General features: G+C 61.2%; 12 protein-coding genes. All 12 read right to left on the minus strand.

What is annotated here, in order from left to right; genetic code table 11:
• The coding region (locus tag K2Z83_RS19685) for a PP2C family serine/threonine-protein phosphatase (protein WP_220596896.1) at window positions 1–1,131 on the minus strand (1,131 nt) is incomplete at its 3' end.
• Window positions 1,132–1,168: 37 nt separating this feature from the next.
• Window positions 1,169–2,404: a protein kinase gene (locus tag K2Z83_RS19690; RefSeq protein ID WP_220596897.1), complete on the minus strand. Its 1,236-nt coding sequence runs from the start codon at window positions 2,402–2,404 to the stop codon at window positions 1,169–1,171.
• A 4-nt stretch (window positions 2,405–2,408) separates the two neighbouring features.
• Window positions 2,409–4,319, minus strand: a complete 1,911-nt coding sequence (locus tag K2Z83_RS19695; protein WP_220596898.1) for a hypothetical protein — start codon at window positions 4,317–4,319, stop codon at window positions 2,409–2,411.
• 78 nt (window positions 4,320–4,397) lie between these two features.
• On the minus strand, window positions 4,398–6,617 hold the full coding sequence (locus tag K2Z83_RS19700; RefSeq protein ID WP_220596899.1) for an FHA domain-containing protein: 2,220 nt from the start codon (window positions 6,615–6,617) through the stop codon (window positions 4,398–4,400).
• A 119-nt stretch (window positions 6,618–6,736) separates the two neighbouring features.
• A complete protein-coding gene (locus K2Z83_RS19705; protein ID WP_220596900.1) occupies window positions 6,737–7,414 on the minus strand; it encodes a hypothetical protein in 678 nt (225 codons plus the stop codon).
• A 71-nt stretch (window positions 7,415–7,485) separates the two neighbouring features.
• A complete protein-coding gene (locus K2Z83_RS19710) occupies window positions 7,486–16,176 on the minus strand; it encodes an FtsK/SpoIIIE domain-containing protein (RefSeq protein WP_220596901.1) in 8,691 nt (2,896 codons plus the stop codon).
• Between the two features lie 3 nt (window positions 16,177–16,179).
• The gene (locus K2Z83_RS19715) at window positions 16,180–17,271 is read right to left on the minus strand and encodes a serine/threonine-protein kinase (protein ID WP_220596902.1); all 1,092 of its coding nucleotides are present in this window, start codon (window positions 17,269–17,271) and stop codon (window positions 16,180–16,182) included.
• A 218-nt stretch (window positions 17,272–17,489) separates the two neighbouring features.
• Window positions 17,490–17,801: a hypothetical protein gene (locus K2Z83_RS19720; RefSeq protein ID WP_220596903.1), complete on the minus strand. Its 312-nt coding sequence runs from the start codon at window positions 17,799–17,801 to the stop codon at window positions 17,490–17,492.
• A 22-nt stretch (window positions 17,802–17,823) separates the two neighbouring features.
• The gene (locus tag K2Z83_RS19725; protein ID WP_220596904.1) at window positions 17,824–18,153 is read right to left on the minus strand and encodes a hypothetical protein; all 330 of its coding nucleotides are present in this window, start codon (window positions 18,151–18,153) and stop codon (window positions 17,824–17,826) included.
• A gap of 28 nt (window positions 18,154–18,181) precedes the next feature.
• Window positions 18,182–18,478: a WXG100 family type VII secretion target gene (locus K2Z83_RS19730; RefSeq protein ID WP_220596905.1), complete on the minus strand. Its 297-nt coding sequence runs from the start codon at window positions 18,476–18,478 to the stop codon at window positions 18,182–18,184.
• 14 nt (window positions 18,479–18,492) lie between these two features.
• Window positions 18,493–18,798, minus strand: a complete 306-nt coding sequence (locus K2Z83_RS19735) for a WXG100 family type VII secretion target (RefSeq protein ID WP_220596906.1) — start codon at window positions 18,796–18,798, stop codon at window positions 18,493–18,495.
• A 154-nt stretch (window positions 18,799–18,952) separates the two neighbouring features.
• Entirely contained in the window at window positions 18,953–19,183 is a 231-nt protein-coding gene (locus K2Z83_RS19740) for a helix-turn-helix domain-containing protein (RefSeq protein ID WP_220596907.1), read from the minus strand.
• Window positions 19,184–19,572: the final 389 nt, after the last annotated feature.

Below are 19,572 nucleotides of genomic sequence, written 5' to 3' on the forward strand. Positions count from 1 at the left end.
CGGGGCCACAGTCGTCTCGACCGGCGGGGCCACGGTCGTCCCCTCGGTTGGCGCCGGGGTATTCGTGGGCGTCCGCGTCACCGGTCGTGTTGTCCGGGTGGGCGTACTCGTTGGGGTGTCCGTGGGCGTCGGCGTCGGATCCGGCGTCGTCGAGGGTGCCGCCGTCGAGGTTGCAGCCCCCAGCGTCGGCACACTGGTCGGCGAGGCGGTATCCTGCACCGTGGTCGTTGCCAGGCTCGTAACCGGCGGGCTTGTCGGCGCGGGCGCGGCGAACAGATCAGGCTTAACTATCAGCGCTCCAGCCAGGATCAGCAGCAGCAGCGCCAGGCCAACAATCGATGCGATGAGCGGAACCCCTGGTCGTCGCCTCGCCGCTGCCACAGACACCACCAGGGCTGTGACATTATCGCGCGAGCCGTTAGCGAGTGCGCTATTCGCGATCGCCCTGGCGGACTCCTCACTCGTCCCCCGGACGATCAGCCGGGTCAGCTCTGCGCGATTCGGATCAAGGACCTTTGAGACACCGTCCGAGCAGAGCAGCAGCCGGTCGCCGGGGCCAAGCGTTGTCGTAGCAAAAAAACGCTCGCGCGGCTCAAGGCTTAGCCGGTCGCCAAGCGATGAAGTCAGCCGAGCGGCCTCTGGGTGCGCATCCGCCTCTGATTGCGACTTCCCCTCCTCGCGTAGCTGACGGGCGTAAACATGATCTTCGGTGAGCAGTTCGATCATACCGCCGCGCTCAACCCGATAGATCCGGCTATCGCCGACCCAGGCCAGCCAGACCTGCGCGCTGTCTTCTGTTTCTACCGGGCGGATTATCGCGGCACAGAGGGTTGACCCACTTAGGGAATATTCGGGCTTCGCAAGGCGCTGCTCCAGCAGATCAGCGGCAGTACTCTCGACAGCGGCAATAAGCGCCTGCTGGAGGTCTGCATCTTTGGGGGTGCCGAGCAAAGAAGACATCATGCGCGACACAGCCCGATTGCTGAAGAAGTCGCCATCAGCCCCGCCCCCCATCCCGTCAGCGACAATCGCGATATAGTCCCCGCTGCCAGAAGGCTGCCAGGCCGCGCGATCTTCATTTCGTTTGCGCTGCCCACGCTCCGAGACAAACGCGCCAGTGATCTGTATCATAGCCAGGGTCCGATCTGCATACTGAAGAACGCGCTGCTTAACGAACTGCCGTCGACGTAGCGAGCGGGAGCGACGTAGGGGTTGTGTGAATGGTGGTCGTCGTCACCGGGAGCGGGGTAACAGTTGGAAAGACATCCGTGCCAGGGTGTGACCATGGCTGGCTGATCGCCAGCACCATCACCAGCAGCGCCAGGGCAATCGCCGTGGCGACTGCAATCCTATCAATGATTCGCCCTGGACCGAGCGCCCGCCCCGGCAGGCGGACATCGGGCAGCGCCCGCAGCCGATCACGCATATTGTCGAGGCTCGGCCGGGCCTGCCAATCGATGTCGAGCGCACTCATCACCAGATCGCCTAGCTCGGCTGGAACATGTGGCACCTTCTGTCGCAGCGGCGGGAAGTCGGTGCGTGTCCAGCCGGTGCTCTTACTACTGCTGGTCTTATGTGCATCGGGCCTACCCGCCAGCATGTGGTAGAGCACCGCACCAAGGCTGAAGACATCGGCCGGCGGGTGAAGCAGGTAAGGATACTCAGCGCGGTCAGGCGCAAGGTAGATCTGTTTGCCATAGGGGCTGCGGCCAAAGCGTTCATCTGCCTCTAGGGTGTCGGCCACGCCGAGGTCGATCAAGACCGCTTCAGGTCGCCGCGGCCAGACCCGTGAGAGCTGTCGGCGCAGCACAACATTGCCCGGCGAAAGATCCTGATGGATAATCCCATGGTCGTGCAGGCTCTGAATGCCGTCGGCCACCTGGAGCGCAACCTCGATCGCCAGCGCCGGCGGCAGCTGCCCACCATAAACCTTCATCAGATTGATCAGCGAGCCGCCCGCCAGATACTCCAAGGCGAGCGCATGAAGCGTTTGGCTCGTGTTGGTAACTCCTGCTACCCGGATGGGCCATACCCCCTGCTCTACCCCACTCGCAGTCGCTGGCATTGCCGGGTGTTCATACAGGCGGATCAGGTGCAGATGATCGACCTTGATCTGCTTGAGGAAGCGCAGTTCGCGGGCCAGGTTATGTTCCTTACCAGGCTTTGCGACCTTTAGCACAAACACCCGCGTATACTTCAACAGCCAACGCGGCTCGCCGAGCAGCAGGAGCAGCTGATCAAGCACCTGATAGCTGAGCAACATGCGCGGTTGCACCAGGCGGGCCAGATATAAGACAGACTGCCCCGATTTCGCTTTCAGATCGCGAATGATCTCGAATCGCTGTTCGGTACTGACCCGATCACCAGCTTGTAGCGGCGACCATTCATTCTGATCCGTAGCCATCAGCTTACCTCTTGCACACCACGCGGATCTTGACTGCATTGCTCAGCCAGAAAATGTCGCCATGACTGAGTGGTTCTTCGTCATTAACAGCCAACTCGCGCTCTTGGTTTTCTCCCAGATAGACTGGATTCTTCGCGGTGTTGACCTTCAGGAGTAATTTGTTGCCATTCGCCTTCAGGGTCAATATTGCGTGGCCACCCCGCGAGACCTGGTTATTTGCCACTGCGATATGGGTCGGCGCCATTTGCTGACCAATAAACACGCGACCGATCTCATAGCGGGTGCCACGCGTAGGCGTGAGTAGCTCAGACCCGTGCTCAACCCCCTCAAGGAACTCCAGTTCCCAGGCCCCATAGGTCGTGTTGTTCGAATTGGAAGGGTCGGTAGTCTGTTCTTTATCGCCACGGTTTCCTTGGGGCACCGTTGGTCCATCACCTCGGTCGCCCTGTGGTACCGTTGGTCCATCACCTCGGTCGCCCTGTGGGCGTGTCACATCAGGTTCGGGCCTTTGCCCGCCGCCCGGATTCTCGGTGTCGGCATGATCTTCCCCTCTACTTTGCCTGTTCCCACTGGGTATTTGGGTCGTCTTGTACCACCAGAAAAGCATCCCTGCGAATATGGCTGCGACAACTCCACCCACAATCAGGCCCCGCGGAGGCGGCGAATGTGAGGGGCTGAGCACTGTGATCAGCACCGGCTTGCTGCGGCTCTCCAGGCCCTGCGCGTCGGTGACCGCCACCACCAGCTCGTGCTGCTGGCCGGGCGGATACTGCTGCTGGAATGTCTCGTCCGCAGTGTTAATGACAATACTCAGATCATCTTGCGGCTGGCCGATCACGCTCAGGCTGCGCCCGTCGAGCAGGTAGGTAACTGTATTGAGCGCCCCCTGGGCGAAGACCGGGGCCACGCCGATCCGCACGCTATCTTGAAAATGATCTGTTACAAACAGCGGGACGACCTGCGGGGCAAGGGCGGGCACGTCAATCTCCTGCTCGGCGCTGGCGTCGCCATACACAACCTGAAGGGTGGCCATACCGGCGGGCACGCCGTCGGCGACCGCGCTGAGCTGGGTGTAGTGGCCCAGCGCGGTCAGCGTGGCATATGCCGCATTGAGCGCTTCCTTCTGCTCGGCTGATGCGCTGTCATCCTGGTGAATGTAGGTCGCGCCCATCTGTGCGGCCGCCGCGCGCAGTGGCGTGGTCGTTGAATCGCCGCCGAATCCGACAATCAGCAGCTCAACCGGGCGCTCGCGGCGCGCGGCCTCAAGCGCGGGCTGAATAGTGAGCAGGTCGGTCGACTGCCAGGAATCGCCGGAGGCGAAGAGCACCAGCGCCCGCGGCTGGGTCGGTTCAGCGCTATCGAACTGGGCCAGCCCGCGGGCCAGCCCCTCCTGAAGCAGACCCCCTGATGGCTCCACGAGTTGATCTCGCACTACCAGCGTGAAGGGGAAGGCCGGGTTGCCATTGGCCACCGTATTATCGACCCCGCCTAGATCGCTAGTCTGCTGGTGGGCCAGCTCAACCGTATCGCCCACCAGCACCAGGCTCATCACGTTTGGCTCGGCCTGAAGCCGCCAGACCAGCTCACTCAGCCGCTGCTGCATCACATCGAGCCGGGTCAGCCCGGGCGACATGGCCGGTCGCATACCATCACTCAGGTCGGCGACGACGCTCACCATCATCGGCACCTGCACCGGCGCGCTTGCGGTCAACGGGAGCTCCTTGTCGGCGAGCGTCAACGTAAAGGCTGGAGCATCGCCGGCCGATGCGAGCGCTGTATGCACCGTGGTTGTGATTATCGGGAATGCGTCGGTTGAGACCGCAACGATTGTGACCGGACGTTGCTCCTGTCCAAAAAGGCGCATCGGTAGCAGCAGCACCGCCAGCAGGGCACCAATGAAAAGCGTACGAGCCATAACGTACCTCGGTAATCGTGGGAATGTCGATATAGCATTGGGCGAGGGAATGATCACGCTACGCCTCTCCTCGACAGATCAGCCAATCCGTAGCTCAATCTCGGTATCTTCACCAAGCCGCACCCGAATCCCGTTGCTGATCGGATAGGCCTGCTTTGGCGTGAGTTTCTTCCATGTTGCTTCCGGCACAGTGCCGTTTTCACCCGCGAAGCCGACAAAGGTTCCATTACTACTATTGAGATCAGTGATTGTCCATGCCGCGTGCCCGTCCATGTCGATCTGAAGATGTGTTTTTGAGACGCCCTGATCGACGATGCTGACTCGATTGGTCGCGAGTCGCCCGACAATGGTTTGACTCTCGCTCACCGTCCACTTGCGCTGGGTTTGTTGGGCGCGCTCGGGGGGCCTGATCAGCATAATTTGAAGCGGGCGTAAGACGGGCAGCGTATTGTCTGACGGTGATTCCTCAGCCGCTTTTTTCGCAGAGGGCGGCGACTGAACCCGCCCGATCGGCCCCGAAGGCGGATCGTGCGGATCGTAATCGCGTTTGGTACCCCGGGCCTCACGGCGCAGCTTCTTGCCCCGCCGGAGAATGAACCAGAACACCAGCGCGATAAGAAGCGCGACCGTCGTGCCGATCAGCCACGGCATGGCCTCGAACGGTGGGCTCGGCGGGGTAAACTCACGCTCTGACGACTCTGCCCCCGGTTTATTCTCTGGCGAGACGATCAGGTGCAGGGGCTTATGATCGCTGGCGGCGCGGCGAAATGCCCGCTCGTCGGCCAGATCGATGATCAACTGATTGTCACGATCTGGGACAAGCGGATCAAAGCGCAGTACCTCGCCGTCGCTTGCACTCACATACCCGCTAAAGATCGGGGCGCTCGTACCCGGCGCATTCTCGATCGCCAGCTTGATCTGTAGCTCCTTGTGCTTCCAGTCGGTGCTAACGGTCTCAATCGTGAAGCTAAAGGCGGGGCGGTAGGCAGCCAGCTCGCCGCTCTGCGCCAGCACTTCAGGGTCATTGCGGACAATCGGCGGCAGCGCGCTAAAAGGCTGCCCGCTCATATCGGTTGCACGCAGCAGAAAATTGTATTTCTGACCGACCGCCAGATCGTTGGTCGGAAAGGTGATCGGCTGATCGAGCTCAGCCGCCGGCACCGCCATCTCGGCGACAATGCTATTCTCGGCCCATGCCTCGATCTGCACATCCTGAAGCGACTGGGTGTTGCGGGCCTCGATCTTTAGCTCATAGACATCCTGGTCGGCCAGATAGCGCGCCCGCAGCTGAAAGCTCGGCACCGCATAGAAGTCGCGCGGCGAGTCGAATGCTAGGCTGCCCACTAGCGGTGTCTGCTGGTTGCTGCGCGGAATAGTCAGGGTGGCGCTATTCTCACCCTGGATCGCGGCCACCCGCGCCTGCGCCAGCCACTGGGCATTGATCTGATCCATCACCGTGCCAAACAGGCCCTCCATCTCATCCAACACACCATAGCGCGAGATCGCCCTCGTCTTATCGGCAATCTCGCTCAGCACATCGGCGTTCAGGTTTGCGCAGGCCGGGCTCTTACACAGGCCAATGGTGTAGATCGGCGTTGACACATCCAGTGCGCCGCTAATCACATTCTCGACGCTGCGCTGGCTACACGGCCCTCCGTTGCCATTGTCATCCTTGCCGTCGGTGAAGAGAATGATCGCACGCCGGTCGGTCTGGGCGGCGGCCTGGCTCAGCTGGGTAGTCGCACTGAAGGCGGCGTTGTAGAGACAGGTCGGGTTGCCCTCTCTGGGGGCAATCGCGTCGAGCGCCTGCGTGGCAAGCTGGTGGTTCTGCGTATAGTCCTGGATCGGGAGCAGCGGCTGTTCAACATCGAGCTTATGAAAGGCATAGACCGCGATCAGCGCGCTGTCTGGAGCCTGATTGATCGCCTTCTTGGCCGCCTCGCGCACCGCATCGATGCTACTTAGCATGCTCCCGCTCGCGTCGATCACCAGCGCGATCCGGATCGGCCCGGTGGCCGGACTGATCTGGGCGAGGCTGATGTTCTGCGACCCATTGAGCAGGCGGATCTCACCCAGATCGGCTAGGTCAGCATCACCAAGCGTGATCGGGGTGCCATCGCCCTGGCGGAGCGAGAAGTAGATGTCGAGGCCGAGTTGCTGATCGTCAGCCTCGGCATGCGGCACAGTCTGTAGGACGATCATCTGCGGTTGCGCCTGTGCCCGCGCACGGGCGGGCAGCGTAGCCGCGAGGAGAGTCAGAGCAAGCAAGATCAGCAGAAATCGGCGGGACCAGCGCATCGCGAGACCTCTAGCTAGTACGATTGCAGATGAGAGATTGCAGATAACAGCGTGATCGCTGTGCATCAGGACGTCATTGGCGTACAAACGAATCGCGAGCGGGCCGCCAGCTTCTGCGCTCAGGTTGTCGCGCCGCGCGGCGCAATGATCCGGGCGGTCAGCGTGATCGCGCCATTCACTAGCACTACGGCATCGCCATCGCTGAGCGGGTAGGCGTTGCTATCTATGGGCATCTCAGGCGAGGCGTGCGGGCCAGCCCCGGCAGAGGTCGGATGCAGTTTGCGCAGCAACGCCGGCTTGTCACCAGAGTCGCCGTCAATTCGCACCGTAAAGGCACCATCTTCACCTTGATCGATGATCAAGTATGAGCGTGAGGTGGTATCGTTCAGCTGGGGGTAGCGCGCGTGCCTGGGCAGCGCCACCGCCTGGGGGCGACGCTGGTCCTTGCTCTCACGCCCGATCACGCCAGGTACCCAGCTGACTGGGTAGCGTGTCCCGTGCATGTCAAGCAGCACCAGCCGACCGCTGGGGCGACGCGTACCGGTCGGCAGCTCACGGCGCTCCCAGAAGTGCAGCGTATTGCGGATCTGCCCGAATGGCACCGAAGTGGGCTGGGTTTCGCCGCTGCGAAACAGGGCGTACTGCTCGGCCGAATCGAGCAGCAGCTGGTCGCCAAAGCGCTTCACAATCGCGGCGACAAGTGACTCCTGGCTCAGGGTGGCGCGCACCCAGATCTTCTCGGTGTGTAGCCCGAGGATGTTGAGCTTAAGTTCAACACGATTACTTGGGATGCTCATAGGAAGCTCACTATATGATTACTGTGTTGTCTACGGGTTTGCTCGGCAACTCGCATATCGCACAGTGCGTATCAGGGCTGTAGCTGCTTTTCTAGCAGATCCGTCAGTATTGAGAGCGGGAGAGCAAGCCACTTCGCTCGCACGTCATCGACAAAGATCTGGCGAAGGCCGTCCTCCAGCTTGATCCATTGCGGATCCGTGAGTACGCCGATCGCGCGTAGCATCTGCTCGCGCTGCGCAGCGTCAGGCTCGGCAGAGAGTGCGTGGTACTCGCTGAGCAGCTGCTGGATCTCGGCCTGGTCCAGTGGCTGGCTCTGCTGAATGAGCACATCGAGCAGCTGGCGCAGCCCGCGCCGCAGCAGTGTCAGCTGGGCCGCGGCGACCGAGTCGCGCGGTGCCACCGGCGGCGGCACTGCCGGCGAGGTGTCAAGATCGGCTGCCTCGGGGTAGCGTGCGATGATCTGCTCGACCAGCGCGGCGTAGTCCTCGGGCTGCCCGACGCCAGTGATCGCAATCTGGAGCGCCGCGCCGCGCACCTTGCGCAGCACCAGGGTGGCCCGACCAGCTGGGAGTAGCCGCTGGTCGCTGCGAGCAAGGCCACCCAGGAAGCCGATTGCATTCTCGGAACGTAGAGCGACACCCTGAGCGCTATCACGCACAGCCTTGTAGAGATCATTGCTGATCATGCGCAACCCACTGCTGCCAATCAGGGTGATACCATAGTCGCCAGCCCGCTTAGCCAGCGTGATCAGGTTGCGCTTCGCATCATCTTTGATCTGGCGATTGTTGCTGATCTCATCGATCAGCTCATCAAATCCGTCGATCACCACTGCCAGCCGGCGGGCGTCGCCAGCTCGCCAGCGCTGCTCCTGCTCACGCAGCAGCGGCAGCAGCAGCTCTGGATCATCGAGCACCTGCCGCCGATAGACATGGGGCAGCTCGGCGATCCGGTTTGCCTCAGTCGCGAGCTTACGGCTCGGATCAAAGAGCACGATCCGCAGCTGACTGGGCGCGTAGCGCATAGCCAGGGTCAGAATCATCGTGCGCAAGGTGGTTGTTCGCCCGCTCGCAGGCTCACCGGCGACGACGATGTGTTGCCCATCGGCATCGGTGTCGAGCAGCGCTGGGGTCCGGTCGCGGTCGCGCAAACCGATCGGGATCTGGAGCGTCGCCAGCGGCGTCTCGGCGGGCAGCGCGTCCCGCAGCGTGTCTCGCAGCGTATCAACCGTATAGCGCGTGCTGAGCGTCTCAATCGGTGCGGCCAGCCCCACCTTCGGGGCAGCGGCGCGCAGGGCATCAATGATCGGCCTCAGATCCGCAGGCGGGCGCGCAATCTGGAACATACGGGCCTGCAAGTCAAGCACAATATAGCCGCGACCGGGGGTGGCGCTAAAGGTGCTGGCACTAACCCCGAGCAGATCCTTATAGCTCTCGGCCTTCTCCATCGCCAGCACCAGCTTACGCGATACCTGCTCGCGAAGCACGCCGGGGATATCGCTCATTGCCGTGGCAGTGAGCGCCAGAACAATGCCATAGCGCGCCGACTGGCGGGCGATCTCGGTAAGCCGCAGCAGCAGCGACTCGTAGCGCTCTTTGAGCGTTGCCACACCATCGATCATGACCAGCATTGCCGGCAGATCAGCATTCTCTTGGATTCGATACGCCGCGAAGTTGAGCGCTTTAAAGGCAGTCTGCCGGCGCTGGAGCTCATCCTCTAGCACGTTAACCAGCCGGATGAGCCGATCATCGAAGTCTGGCTCGTTGCGCCCAATAATCGCACCAATATGGGGTACGTCGTGGAGATCGGCAAAGTTGCTACCGCCGCTATCCACGATATACAGGTGGAGTTGCTGCGGCGCATAGGTGCCAGCCAGACTCATAATCAGTGTGCGAAGCAGCGTGGTGCGCCCACTGCGTGGCTGTCCAAACACGGCGACATGATCCCACTCAAAGCTGAGCGGTCGGCGCTCGCGCCGATCAGGTGCGTCATAAAAGCCGATTAGCGGGGTTGGGGCAGCCGGGCCAGTCGCAGGCCAGCCCGTGCGCGTTCCCTGGAGCCACTCGGCGAGCGCGGGCACAAGGGTGATTGGCTGGGGTTGCATACCATCCAGGACTGGCGTATCGAGGTCGATTGCGTCGGGGAGTGGCGCGGGCCAGAGCCGCGGCACAAAGGCGTCGTACACCTTGTCCAACACGCCGATCACCAGTGCGAAGAATGGAGGCTGCTCAGATTTACTGCCCTTCGGGCTATTCTCAATCAGATCGGCTGGGCCGCTCGGGTAGGCCACTTGCACCAGATCGAGGGTACGCCCGCCCTGATGGATGTAGCCGCGACCGGTAGGCGTCTCAGGTGGAAGGAGGGCCGCATCCGGGCGGCGTAGCAGCAGCTTGCTCGTCTCAAGCTGCTCGACACGCAGGCAGATCCGCAGCTTGATATTGGCATCCATCTCATCGGTGACGGCGGCGGCGCGCTGCGCCGCAAGCACGAGCGAAATGCCCAGCGAGCGACCGACCCGGGTCAGGCTCTCCAAGCGATCCCGGCTGCTCGGGTACTTCTCGATCAGCTCGGTATACTCGTCGATAATCACAAAGAGGTGCGGGTAGTGCTCCTGTGCATATTCCCAGTCGGCACCATTCGTCACCCGCTTGCGCCGGAAATCGACGATATGGTCACAGCCGCTCTGCTTATTCAGATCCTGGCGGCGCGCGATCTCGGCCTCAAGCACCAGGAAGAAGCGCTCGACGGCGGCGGCATCCAGATTTGTGACAAATTCGGCACAGTGGGGAAGATCCTTAAATGGCTCAAAGCTGCCGCCGCCCTTAAAGTCAACCAGCGCAAAGTTCAGCACATCGGGCGGGTAGCGCAGGGCCAGATCAAGCACCAGCGTGCGCAGCAGCTCCGACTTACCCGAGCCAGTGCCGCCAGCGAGCATCGCGTGGACGCCAGACTGCTGCTGGTCAAACCGTAGGTCGGCCGGGCGGTTGCCCGAGCGCAGGCCAACGCATGCAGCAAGCCAATCAACCCGAGCCTGATCGATGGCCACGGTGCCAGCGCGCACCCGTTGCTCCAATTCTTGCATGAATACAGTCAGATCGTTACTCTGCAATGACCAGCGCTCACGCAGCATTGTACGCATCATATAACTTTGGCCCAGCGCTGCCTGGCGCAGCGGCTGCGGGCCCACGTTCACAGCAGATGATTGGGTCAAGCTCGCTCCGATCGCTTCAAGCGCCCGTAGCTCCGCGCCAAGCTGCGACGTGGCATTCGAGACATCAGCCAGCTGCATCATCTGGATCGGGAGCGGCTTGCGATCAGGGCCACTGATATAGCCACGACCTGGGCAATCAATCGTATCGCTGACACTCACCTGGATAGCAGGCTGATAGTCGGCAGTATTACCCAGGCGCAGAGCCATGCGCTGAGGGAAGCGTCGGTAGATCTTGCGCTCACGGCGTAGATCAGGCTCGCTATCGGTGGCAATAAACCAGATTCGCATAGACGGGCCAATATCAAACAGACCAAGCATGCGAGTAACAATCCCGTCGCGTTCGAGTGCACCGGGCTGCTCCTCAAGCAACTCGAAGAGCTGACTCAGACCATCGATCAGCACCACCAGCGCCGGCCCGTCCTGCGCATGCATGGGCTGCGCCTGACCCGCAGGGGCTTCCTGCTGCTGGCGTTCCTTCTGGATGCGAGTGATGATGTCATAGAGATACTGGGCAAACTGGTTGACCCGATCGAGCACATCAGCATCGTCGATAATGCACGTCCCCGTATGGGGCAGTTTTTGAAGGCTGGTGTCACGCTGCCCGGTTGCGTCGATCAGGTGGATATGCAATTGCCCTACCCGATGCTCAGCAGCCAGGTTGGCGGCGAGCACGCGCAAGAACGAGGTCTTGCCTGAACCTGCCGCGCCAAACATGATCAGATTACCCTTATTCAAATCGATCACCAGACGATCCTGGTGTCCACGCTGCGGGTCGTCGACCAGGCCAACCACCGCACGCAGCGGGGGTTCGGCGAGCGTGAGTGCCTGTCGTCCGTTTCGCAGCTCACTCAGCGCTATGCGCAAAAGCTCAGCTGCATCAGGTGCGGCGCCACTCTGGCCGGTGAAGTAGCGCGGGTAGATTATCTGCTCGGCACCCAGCGGGTGGGCCAGCTGCGGCGGCCATGGCGCAAACTCGCGGGCCGCCGCGCCGTGCTGCTCATAATATAGATCGCGGGCGCGGTCGATAATGTGCTGGGCCAGGCTCGGCAGATCATCCTGTGCTGGTGACTCGGCATACTTACGAAACAGATTGATCGCCGCAGTATCATCCTTGTCCACCTTTTCATCGACACGCGCCGCCTGGAAGAGCCTGAGTTGCCCCACCAGGCCCACCTGGATGTAGCCACGGCCGGGCTTGCGCGGCAGATGGGCGGCATCGGTGCGCCGCAGCAGCTCGCGACTGGCATCTGGGTCATCGACATGGAGCGCCACCTTGAGCGACATATTGGCCCGCATCTGGTCGTTGACCTCGGGCCGCTGGGCGGCGATAATCAAATGCACCCCGACAGAGCGACCAAGCAGCGTAATCTTCTCGATCTCTGGGATGAAGGCGGGGTTGCTCTTCACCAACTCCATATACTCGTCAATGATGATAAACAGATGCGGCTCGATCTCATCAAGCTTTCCAGCGCCCATCTGAGCCTGGTTATACTTCACAATGTCGTCGCGATCACCCTTTATCAGATTCGCTCGACGTTTAATCTCTGCATCAATCGCAATGAAGACCCGGTGCACATCGGCGGGGCGGGCGTTGGTCACAAAATCGACACAGTGCGGAAGATGCCGGAAGGGGTCAAAGGTAGCCCCACCCTTGAAGTCAATCAGTGCCAGATGGAGAATTCGCGGGTCATAATGAATGGCAAAACTGGTGACCAGGGTCGCGAGCAGGCCCGACTTGCCCGATCCAGTGCCGCCGCCAATGATCGCGTGGACACCGTCTTGCTTCTGATGAAACCATAGAGTTCTAGGAGCGCCGCCGGGCAGCACGCCCACCCGCACCTTCGGCCAGTCGATCTGCTCCAGACTTTGCCGCCAGTTCCAGGCGATATGCGCGCCACTCCAGTCGGCGGGCAGCCCGCGGGCGTCGGCGGGCACCGGCGCAAGCAGGCTGTCGAGGCTGATCTTGTCGGCGATCGCGTCGATGCGGAAGGGGCTGGGCTTCATCTCAGGCGCAGACGCGAGTCGCTGCACAAACTGCGCGATCCATGCGCTATCGCTCGGCTCGGTCAGGTCGGTGCGCGGCGCGGCGGCGAGGGCGACCTGGAACTGGAGCACCCGCCCGCTACGCGCGAGCACACCACGGCCTGGTGCCTCAAGCAGCTGACGCACCTGCACCCCGATCAGGTCGCGGTAGTCAGCCGGATCATTGAGCCGCAGAGCCAGCTTCTGGTTCAGGTGCTGCATTAGCCCGGCGGGGACATCCTGGGTCTGGGTGGCAGCAATCACAAAGCGGATGCGCGCATCACGCGCATTCTGCAAGATCTCCATGAATCGGCTCATCAGCCCATCTGCCGCGTCGACGTTGCGCTGCATCTCGCGGTTGAGCGCGGCCATGCCATCAATCACCACCACAATCCAGGGGCGCTCGGCGGGGGCAGATTCAGCAGCTTTCGCCCGAGCGTTTTCGGCGCGTTTGGTCGCCTCGGCACGCTGCTGCTCGATCACCGTGAACAGTTCACTCAGCAGGTGGTCAACCCGCTGCAGGAAAGTCGAATCGGTGCTATCGATCCGGCCACCGACGTGCGGCAGCTGCTCAAGCGACTGGAGTCCGGCGGTGCCACTCAGATCGAGCAGATAGATATGCACATGGGCCGAGCTATGGGCGGCGGCAAGGCTCACCACCGCTGTGCGCAGCAGTGTGCTCTTACCACTACGGGGCGCGCCGATGATCAAGGTGTGGCCCTGCTGGAGATCGAGGGTAAGTGCTTCCTGACGCGCATTCTCAGCATCATCGATCACGCCAATCATTGGGCGCGGGACAGCGGCAGAACGCTGATCATCCCATAGCGCTGTGTCCGTCGTCTGCATCAGCAGCGCGGCCGCAGGGCTGAGCGCCGACTGGTTCGCGCCATAGTTAAGCCACTGATCATGCGTGAAATGCGAGCGCAGCGAGCGCCAGTGCTCGGCCTGCTCGGGCGGCGTGCTCGTGGCGGCCTGTTTGTCACGCACCGCCGGCGCGAAAATCTCCTGGGTCAACAAGATCGGGTAGTCGGGGAAGAAGGGTGGCCACGGCGGCTCTTGAGCGGCAATCCGATCAGCTTTGGCCGTGTTGCTGAGCGTCTCGATCAGCACCCTGGCGAACTGCTTGGGCTCGCCCCAGGCTCGAATATCTTCCTCCCAGAGAACATCGGCATCAAGCGCCACGTCATCGCTGACCTCCTCGCCAACATAGGCGACCTGGATAAGCTCGATCTCATCGTTACCAACCTGGAGGTAACCGCGTCCCGAGACCCCAGGCGGAAGAAAGGCCGCCGCATCGCGGCGCAAAATCTCATTACTCTCTTCGCGCTGCTCTACGCGCAGGCAGATACGATAGGTAATATTCGAGCGCATCTGGTCGGTTACGCCGCGCGGGCTCTGCGAGGCAAGCAGCAGAAAGACGCCGAGCGAGCGACCGACACGGGTAATCTGCTCAAGCTGCGATTTGAACTCATCATTGGCCGCCAGCATTTCGGCGAACTCATCAATGATGATCATTAAAAAAGGCAGCGGATTCTTCTCCTGGAAGGCAGAGCTGTGGTATTTGAGAATATTTTCGATCTTGTCATCGATCGCCTTCGCCGCGCCGATCACCCGCTGGCGCCGGCTGATCTCAGCCCGGATCGCAGTGAACATGCGCGCCGTGCGCTCGGGCGCGAGGTTAGTGGCCGTCTCGACACAGTGCGGCAGCTGCTCAAAGTCGTTGAAGGTGCCACCGCCCTTGTAGTCGATCAGTACAAAGTTCAGCATCGTCGGGCTCGCGTTCAGGGCTAGCCCGGCCACAATCGAGGCCAGCAGTACCGACTTGCCAGAGCCAGTGCTGCCCGCAATCATGCCGTGAACGCCATCCTGCGAGCGATCCAGGGTCAGCACGCGGGTCTTGCCGCCGACCAGCAGACCGATCGGCACCTGGAGCGGGCCTGGGTGCTTAGTCGAGTCCTCCCATCGCTCGCGTGCGATCTGCGCCACCTGCTCAGCGACACTTGAGCCGCCGCGCATGCGGAACCCTGTATCGAGTTCACGCAGAAGTACGGTGCGCGGCAGAGCGGTGCTGGCGCTACGCTGGAGCACCATTGTCCGCATCATGGTGCTAATCGCCGACGCAGCATCACGGTTGAGGGTGTCGGCGGCACCGACATAGCGCACACTATTGATCCCAGTCTCAGCATAGCGGAAGACAGCCCCTCCTGGCGCAGGCGCGATCTCGATCACGGCGCTACAGCCATCGGGCACCTGGCTACGTGTGGGCACGAGAAAGAGAACCGCCGCCCCCAGGTTCGCACCCTCAGACATGGCCATCGCGACGGCCGCATTATTCAGCACCGCATTAATCAGTTTATGCGGATTCAACAGATCGATCACGAGGAGGAGCAATGGCAAGCGCGGCGAGTCCTGGTCGCTACTCGATGAATGCTCATCGGCGATACGAATACGACGCTGTGAGAGGGTACGCCGCAGCGGGTCAAGAAACTGGTCAATCGGCGGCTCATCAACCCCGACCTTTTTCTGGCGACCGTTGGCGTTCTCATCTTCCTCAAGCGCGGCAATAAACAGATGCTGGGTGCCACCTTCGCCCTGGGCGTGGGGCAGATTGCGCAGCCACTCCCACTCTTGCTCTTGCGCGGCGACGACATGGACCTGTGCCTCGACTGGGGCGTGGAAGGCGGCAAAATGCACGAGCAGCGCGCGGGCCGAAGCGTAGACCGAGGCCGAGTCGTCGCCAGGTTCGCCGACGAGGGCGATGGCGTGGCCGGCGGGGATCTGCATCTGGGGCGCATCGGGAACAGCCGAGTCGCTCTCGCCCTCAAGCGGCGGGCGCAGCCCGATGATCACCGGGATCTGGCTGACAAAGCGCGAGTCATCGGCCAGCTTGCGGGCCGCACGCACCTGTGGCGTCTCTTCTTTGTCGTGGCCCGAAAAGACAAACTGCCGGGTTGCGGGCAGCGTCCCAACACCTAGCCGGATGGCCGCAAAGTCGAGATCGCTACTGCGCCGCTCCCAGAGGCGGATCGGGCTGCGGAGATCGCGCTGGGGCATGCTGGCGGTCTGACGGCTCGCATATACTAGGCCATTGAGGTCAGCCAGATCCGGGTAGTTATAGGCATAAAAGCGGCGCTGCTGCTCGTGCCCATCGTGCATCTCCCGTGTGAGCGCAACCAGCCGATCGTTATACTCGCGCTCAGACTCGGCGTGCCGGCGCGATTCGCGCCGGTAGGTGTAGAGCGCAAATGCGCTCGACGCCAGCACCGAAAGCGCCATTGGGATCATCATGAGCGGGCTGCGCGACATGCCGCCGAACGATGAGACCATCACATAGCCGACGATCGTCAGCAGGGGCAACCCGATCTGGATCAGGCGCGCCTGACCTTCGGGGAAGGGATCGGGAGGCGGTGGGATCTCCACCTCGCCGAGAGGCAGCTGCGGTTGGATGCGCGGCGGGCGATCAACGGCGATTGGCTGCTCAGGCGTACTGCTGGCAGCAGCTTGAGCAGAAGGTGCATGAGTATCTATCATGGCTCAGAGCATAAAGGCGTTATACAGCGTCAGGGCAACCAGCGCGAGAAAGGTCATCCCGAGCAGCGCGATCGTGACATGCAGAGTTGTCGCGCCAGTGAGCCAGCGGTTGGTCCGTGGCTCAGGAACGACGCCAAACACTTGCTTTAGCTCAGCGGTGAAATCAGCGGCGCTCGAGATCTGCGCCGTCAGCACACGGTTGATGATTGCCGAGAGCTTCGACATTGACGGAATGTTGACCGGCGTAGACGCGGGCAGACTGCCGAGCAGCATCTGGGCGAACAAGATCGCCAGGCTATAGAGGTCGGCGTGAGGTGATGACGTGCTGCCGGGGCGCAGATCTGTGGCACTGTAGGCTGACTGGGCCAGCTGATAGCTCTTATCTGAGATCTGGTCGCCCTTGTGCAGCACCGTGCCAAAGTCGATCATCACCACCCGTGGCACATCATCGCCGTCGAAGGTAACGAGCGCACTCTCGTCGGAAATCGCCAGATGGAGCAGCTGCGACTCGTGCAACTCCTGGATCGCAATCGCCATACTCTGAGTGATCCAACCGGCGTGGTAGGACCAGAGCTGCGGGCGTTTGCTGAGCAGGTCGCGCAGCGGTTCGCCCTCAATATGCTCAAACACCAGAAAGTAGAGCAGCGTGTCGTGAATGGCCGCACGCCCATACGACCAGTCATCTTCAGACAGAACCAGCCTTTTCTGCGCATCCTTCGTATACGGATCGAGTAGCAGCGGCAGGTAGACCAGCCGATCTTTGCGCTGCGACTTTAAAAACTGCGCCTCATCTTCCAGGTGCTGCTTAAAGCGCTGGCCCGGGTGGGCCACCTTCAAGGTAACCAACTGGCTGTTGCGCCGAGCCTGATAGATTGTCGCGGCGCGCCCGATCAGCACGACGCGCACAATCTCAAGATTCTCGATCCACTCGCCGGGTTCAAGCACCCAAGGCGATTGCTCGGCGGGGCATGTGGCACGCTGACAGAAGGTATTCTGATTGGGATTCGTCTTCCGGCACTCAAGACAATGCTGCTGCATAAAATATCCCGGCCCGCTCACATGGTGCGGCGCGAGCTGCGAGGCAATCACGCTCACGCTACACCAGAAGGCTAGAACGCAGTAGAGCAGAAGTAACGCTGTCACTCTACTCTGCGCGTGCCCGGCCCGTGAACGGGCGGGCTACGGTTCTACGAAGGCCGCCTGCGCGGCCTGCCTGAGGCCGCGCGGACGGCATCCGTTACACAAGAGCCCGCGGCTTCAGCCGCCGGGCGACGCCGCACCGCGTTACTTCTGCGGTATTGCGCTAGAACCAATCAGCTCGACGGCGTGAAGAAGCGCGACCCCTCGACATCCTTACCCTCGTGCATGTCGACGGCTCGGCTGACATCGCTGCTCAGCTCATTGATCTTTTCGACGAGATGTTCCTCGATAAAGGGCTTGATCAGCTCGATAAACGCGATCCAGACCGCGCCGCCGACCCGACCGATAAAGGCCGTGCCCTTGAGGATGGCGAGCATGCCGTCGAGGGTCTTCACCACGACGGTAAAAAAGTCGGCCACCCCATCGAGAATCTTGGCGATATTGCGTACCCCGTCGGGGTCCATAAAGAACTCATCATCGTCCATTGCAGCATCTCCTTCGTGTCTGCTAGAAGAACCGAGCCTTCTCCTCAAGCCGCCCGCGGATCATCTGATCGGCCTCACGGTCGGCCTGCTCAATGCGGTCACGAGCCGACTGAATATCGCCGTGCAACTTGGTCAGATTATCGGAGACACGGCCGACACCGGGGATAAAGATCGACGAGAGTTCATCGATAAAGGCCTGCGCCCCTTTACCGCGCCAGACCTTCTCGACCTCGCCCTGCACCAGGCGCTGGAGCGGAGCAAGCCCCTGCTCAGCGATATCGGCGATCACTTTGTTTAGCTGCGAGAGCACCTTCTCAAGGACAGCCTTGGCAAGACTGATCAGCACATCCATAAAGACTGACATAACTCCTCCGATTACGCTAGCCCATCGAACCCGCGACGCTCTCATCCGCAGCGCGCTGAAGATCGATAGCCTTCTGAACATCGCCGGCCAGCTCAGTAAACTTCTCGGTCAGGCGGGTGAGCGAGGGGCTCATCTGATTACGGATCAGCTCGACGTAGGTGGTGCCCGCCTGTCCCAGTAGGGCGCCATCGCTCATGGTGTTGGCGATACTCTGGAGCTCGGTCATCACATCCTGGAGATGCTCGGTGCCTTCCTTGAAGGCCGCGACCATCGCCTCACAGTCGGCATAGACGACCTTGATATCCCCATTCATCAGGCTCTCCCTTACTAGTTGTAGCCCTTACACTGCGACTCGGCCTCAGAGTCGGCCTTCTGAAAGATCTGGCTGACTTCCTTCGTCACCACATTCGCCTCGCTCAGCAGCTCCTGAAGCTTGCGGACTGAGGGCAGCAAAACATCATCCATCTCGGCGTAGAATGCATCAGCCGCCTGACCCATAAAGCTCCCGCCCTTGAGCGGATCAAGCTTGCCAAGCAGCATCTGCAACAAGCTTTGGACTGTGTCGGACTGCTTCGCGAAGCGGCTAGACACATCATTCATCTGCTCGTAATTGACCTGAACCTGGTCTGTCATCGCCTGAACCCTCCTTACATCACATCTGCGGACTCGGGAATGCCCATTACATACATCGCGCAGGAGTCATCACTCGTGTCAGGTCGCTATGGCTTGACCTCCTTACTAGGCGATGAAGCGCGCTACTGCGGTAGTCAGCGGTGCGCTCGTGTCCCTATGGCTCACTGCCGGACAGCAGGCGAGTTGCATGAGAGGTGCCCAGTGGCGGCGTACCCGCGATCATCTGGTCAAGCGTATCCCGCCGCACCCGCCAGCTGCGGCCGATGCGAAACGCCGGCAGCTTGCCGCTCGTACACCAGCGCCAGACAGTCGTCTCGCTCACGCGGAGGTAGCGAGCCACCTCCGCGACGGTGAGGATAGCCGGATGAGCCAGCTCTTCAGACATCGCGCGCTCCGCAGTTGCATACATCGTGCGAGGATCAGCTAGTCACTGTCCTATCTGTACCAACCTTCGCCCGATGACTCTTGTCTCATACGCTACCGGCTCTTGCATGAGCCGCCACCCCCTCCATCTATCACGCTATCTGTACCAAACGGTCAGTAAAGACTCTCGCTACACTAGACGCAGGCGCTTACATAGTGAAGTCGGCGATGAAAATACATAGCTTCCTGTTGTGTCAGGACCGCACCTGAACGGGTTGCAACTCTTATGAGAGACGGCTGTATGCTCCGCAGACTGATGGGGCAATTCCCATTTCATATGTCGCCAGCTCTTGCAAGAGTTTTCAAAAGACAACATAGATCGAGGTTTATTAACTTCAGCTACACAAGCGC

The sequence above is a fragment of the Oscillochloris sp. ZM17-4 genome (assembly GCF_019599295.1).
Lineage (GTDB): Bacteria > Chloroflexota > Chloroflexia > Chloroflexales > Chloroflexaceae > Oscillochloris.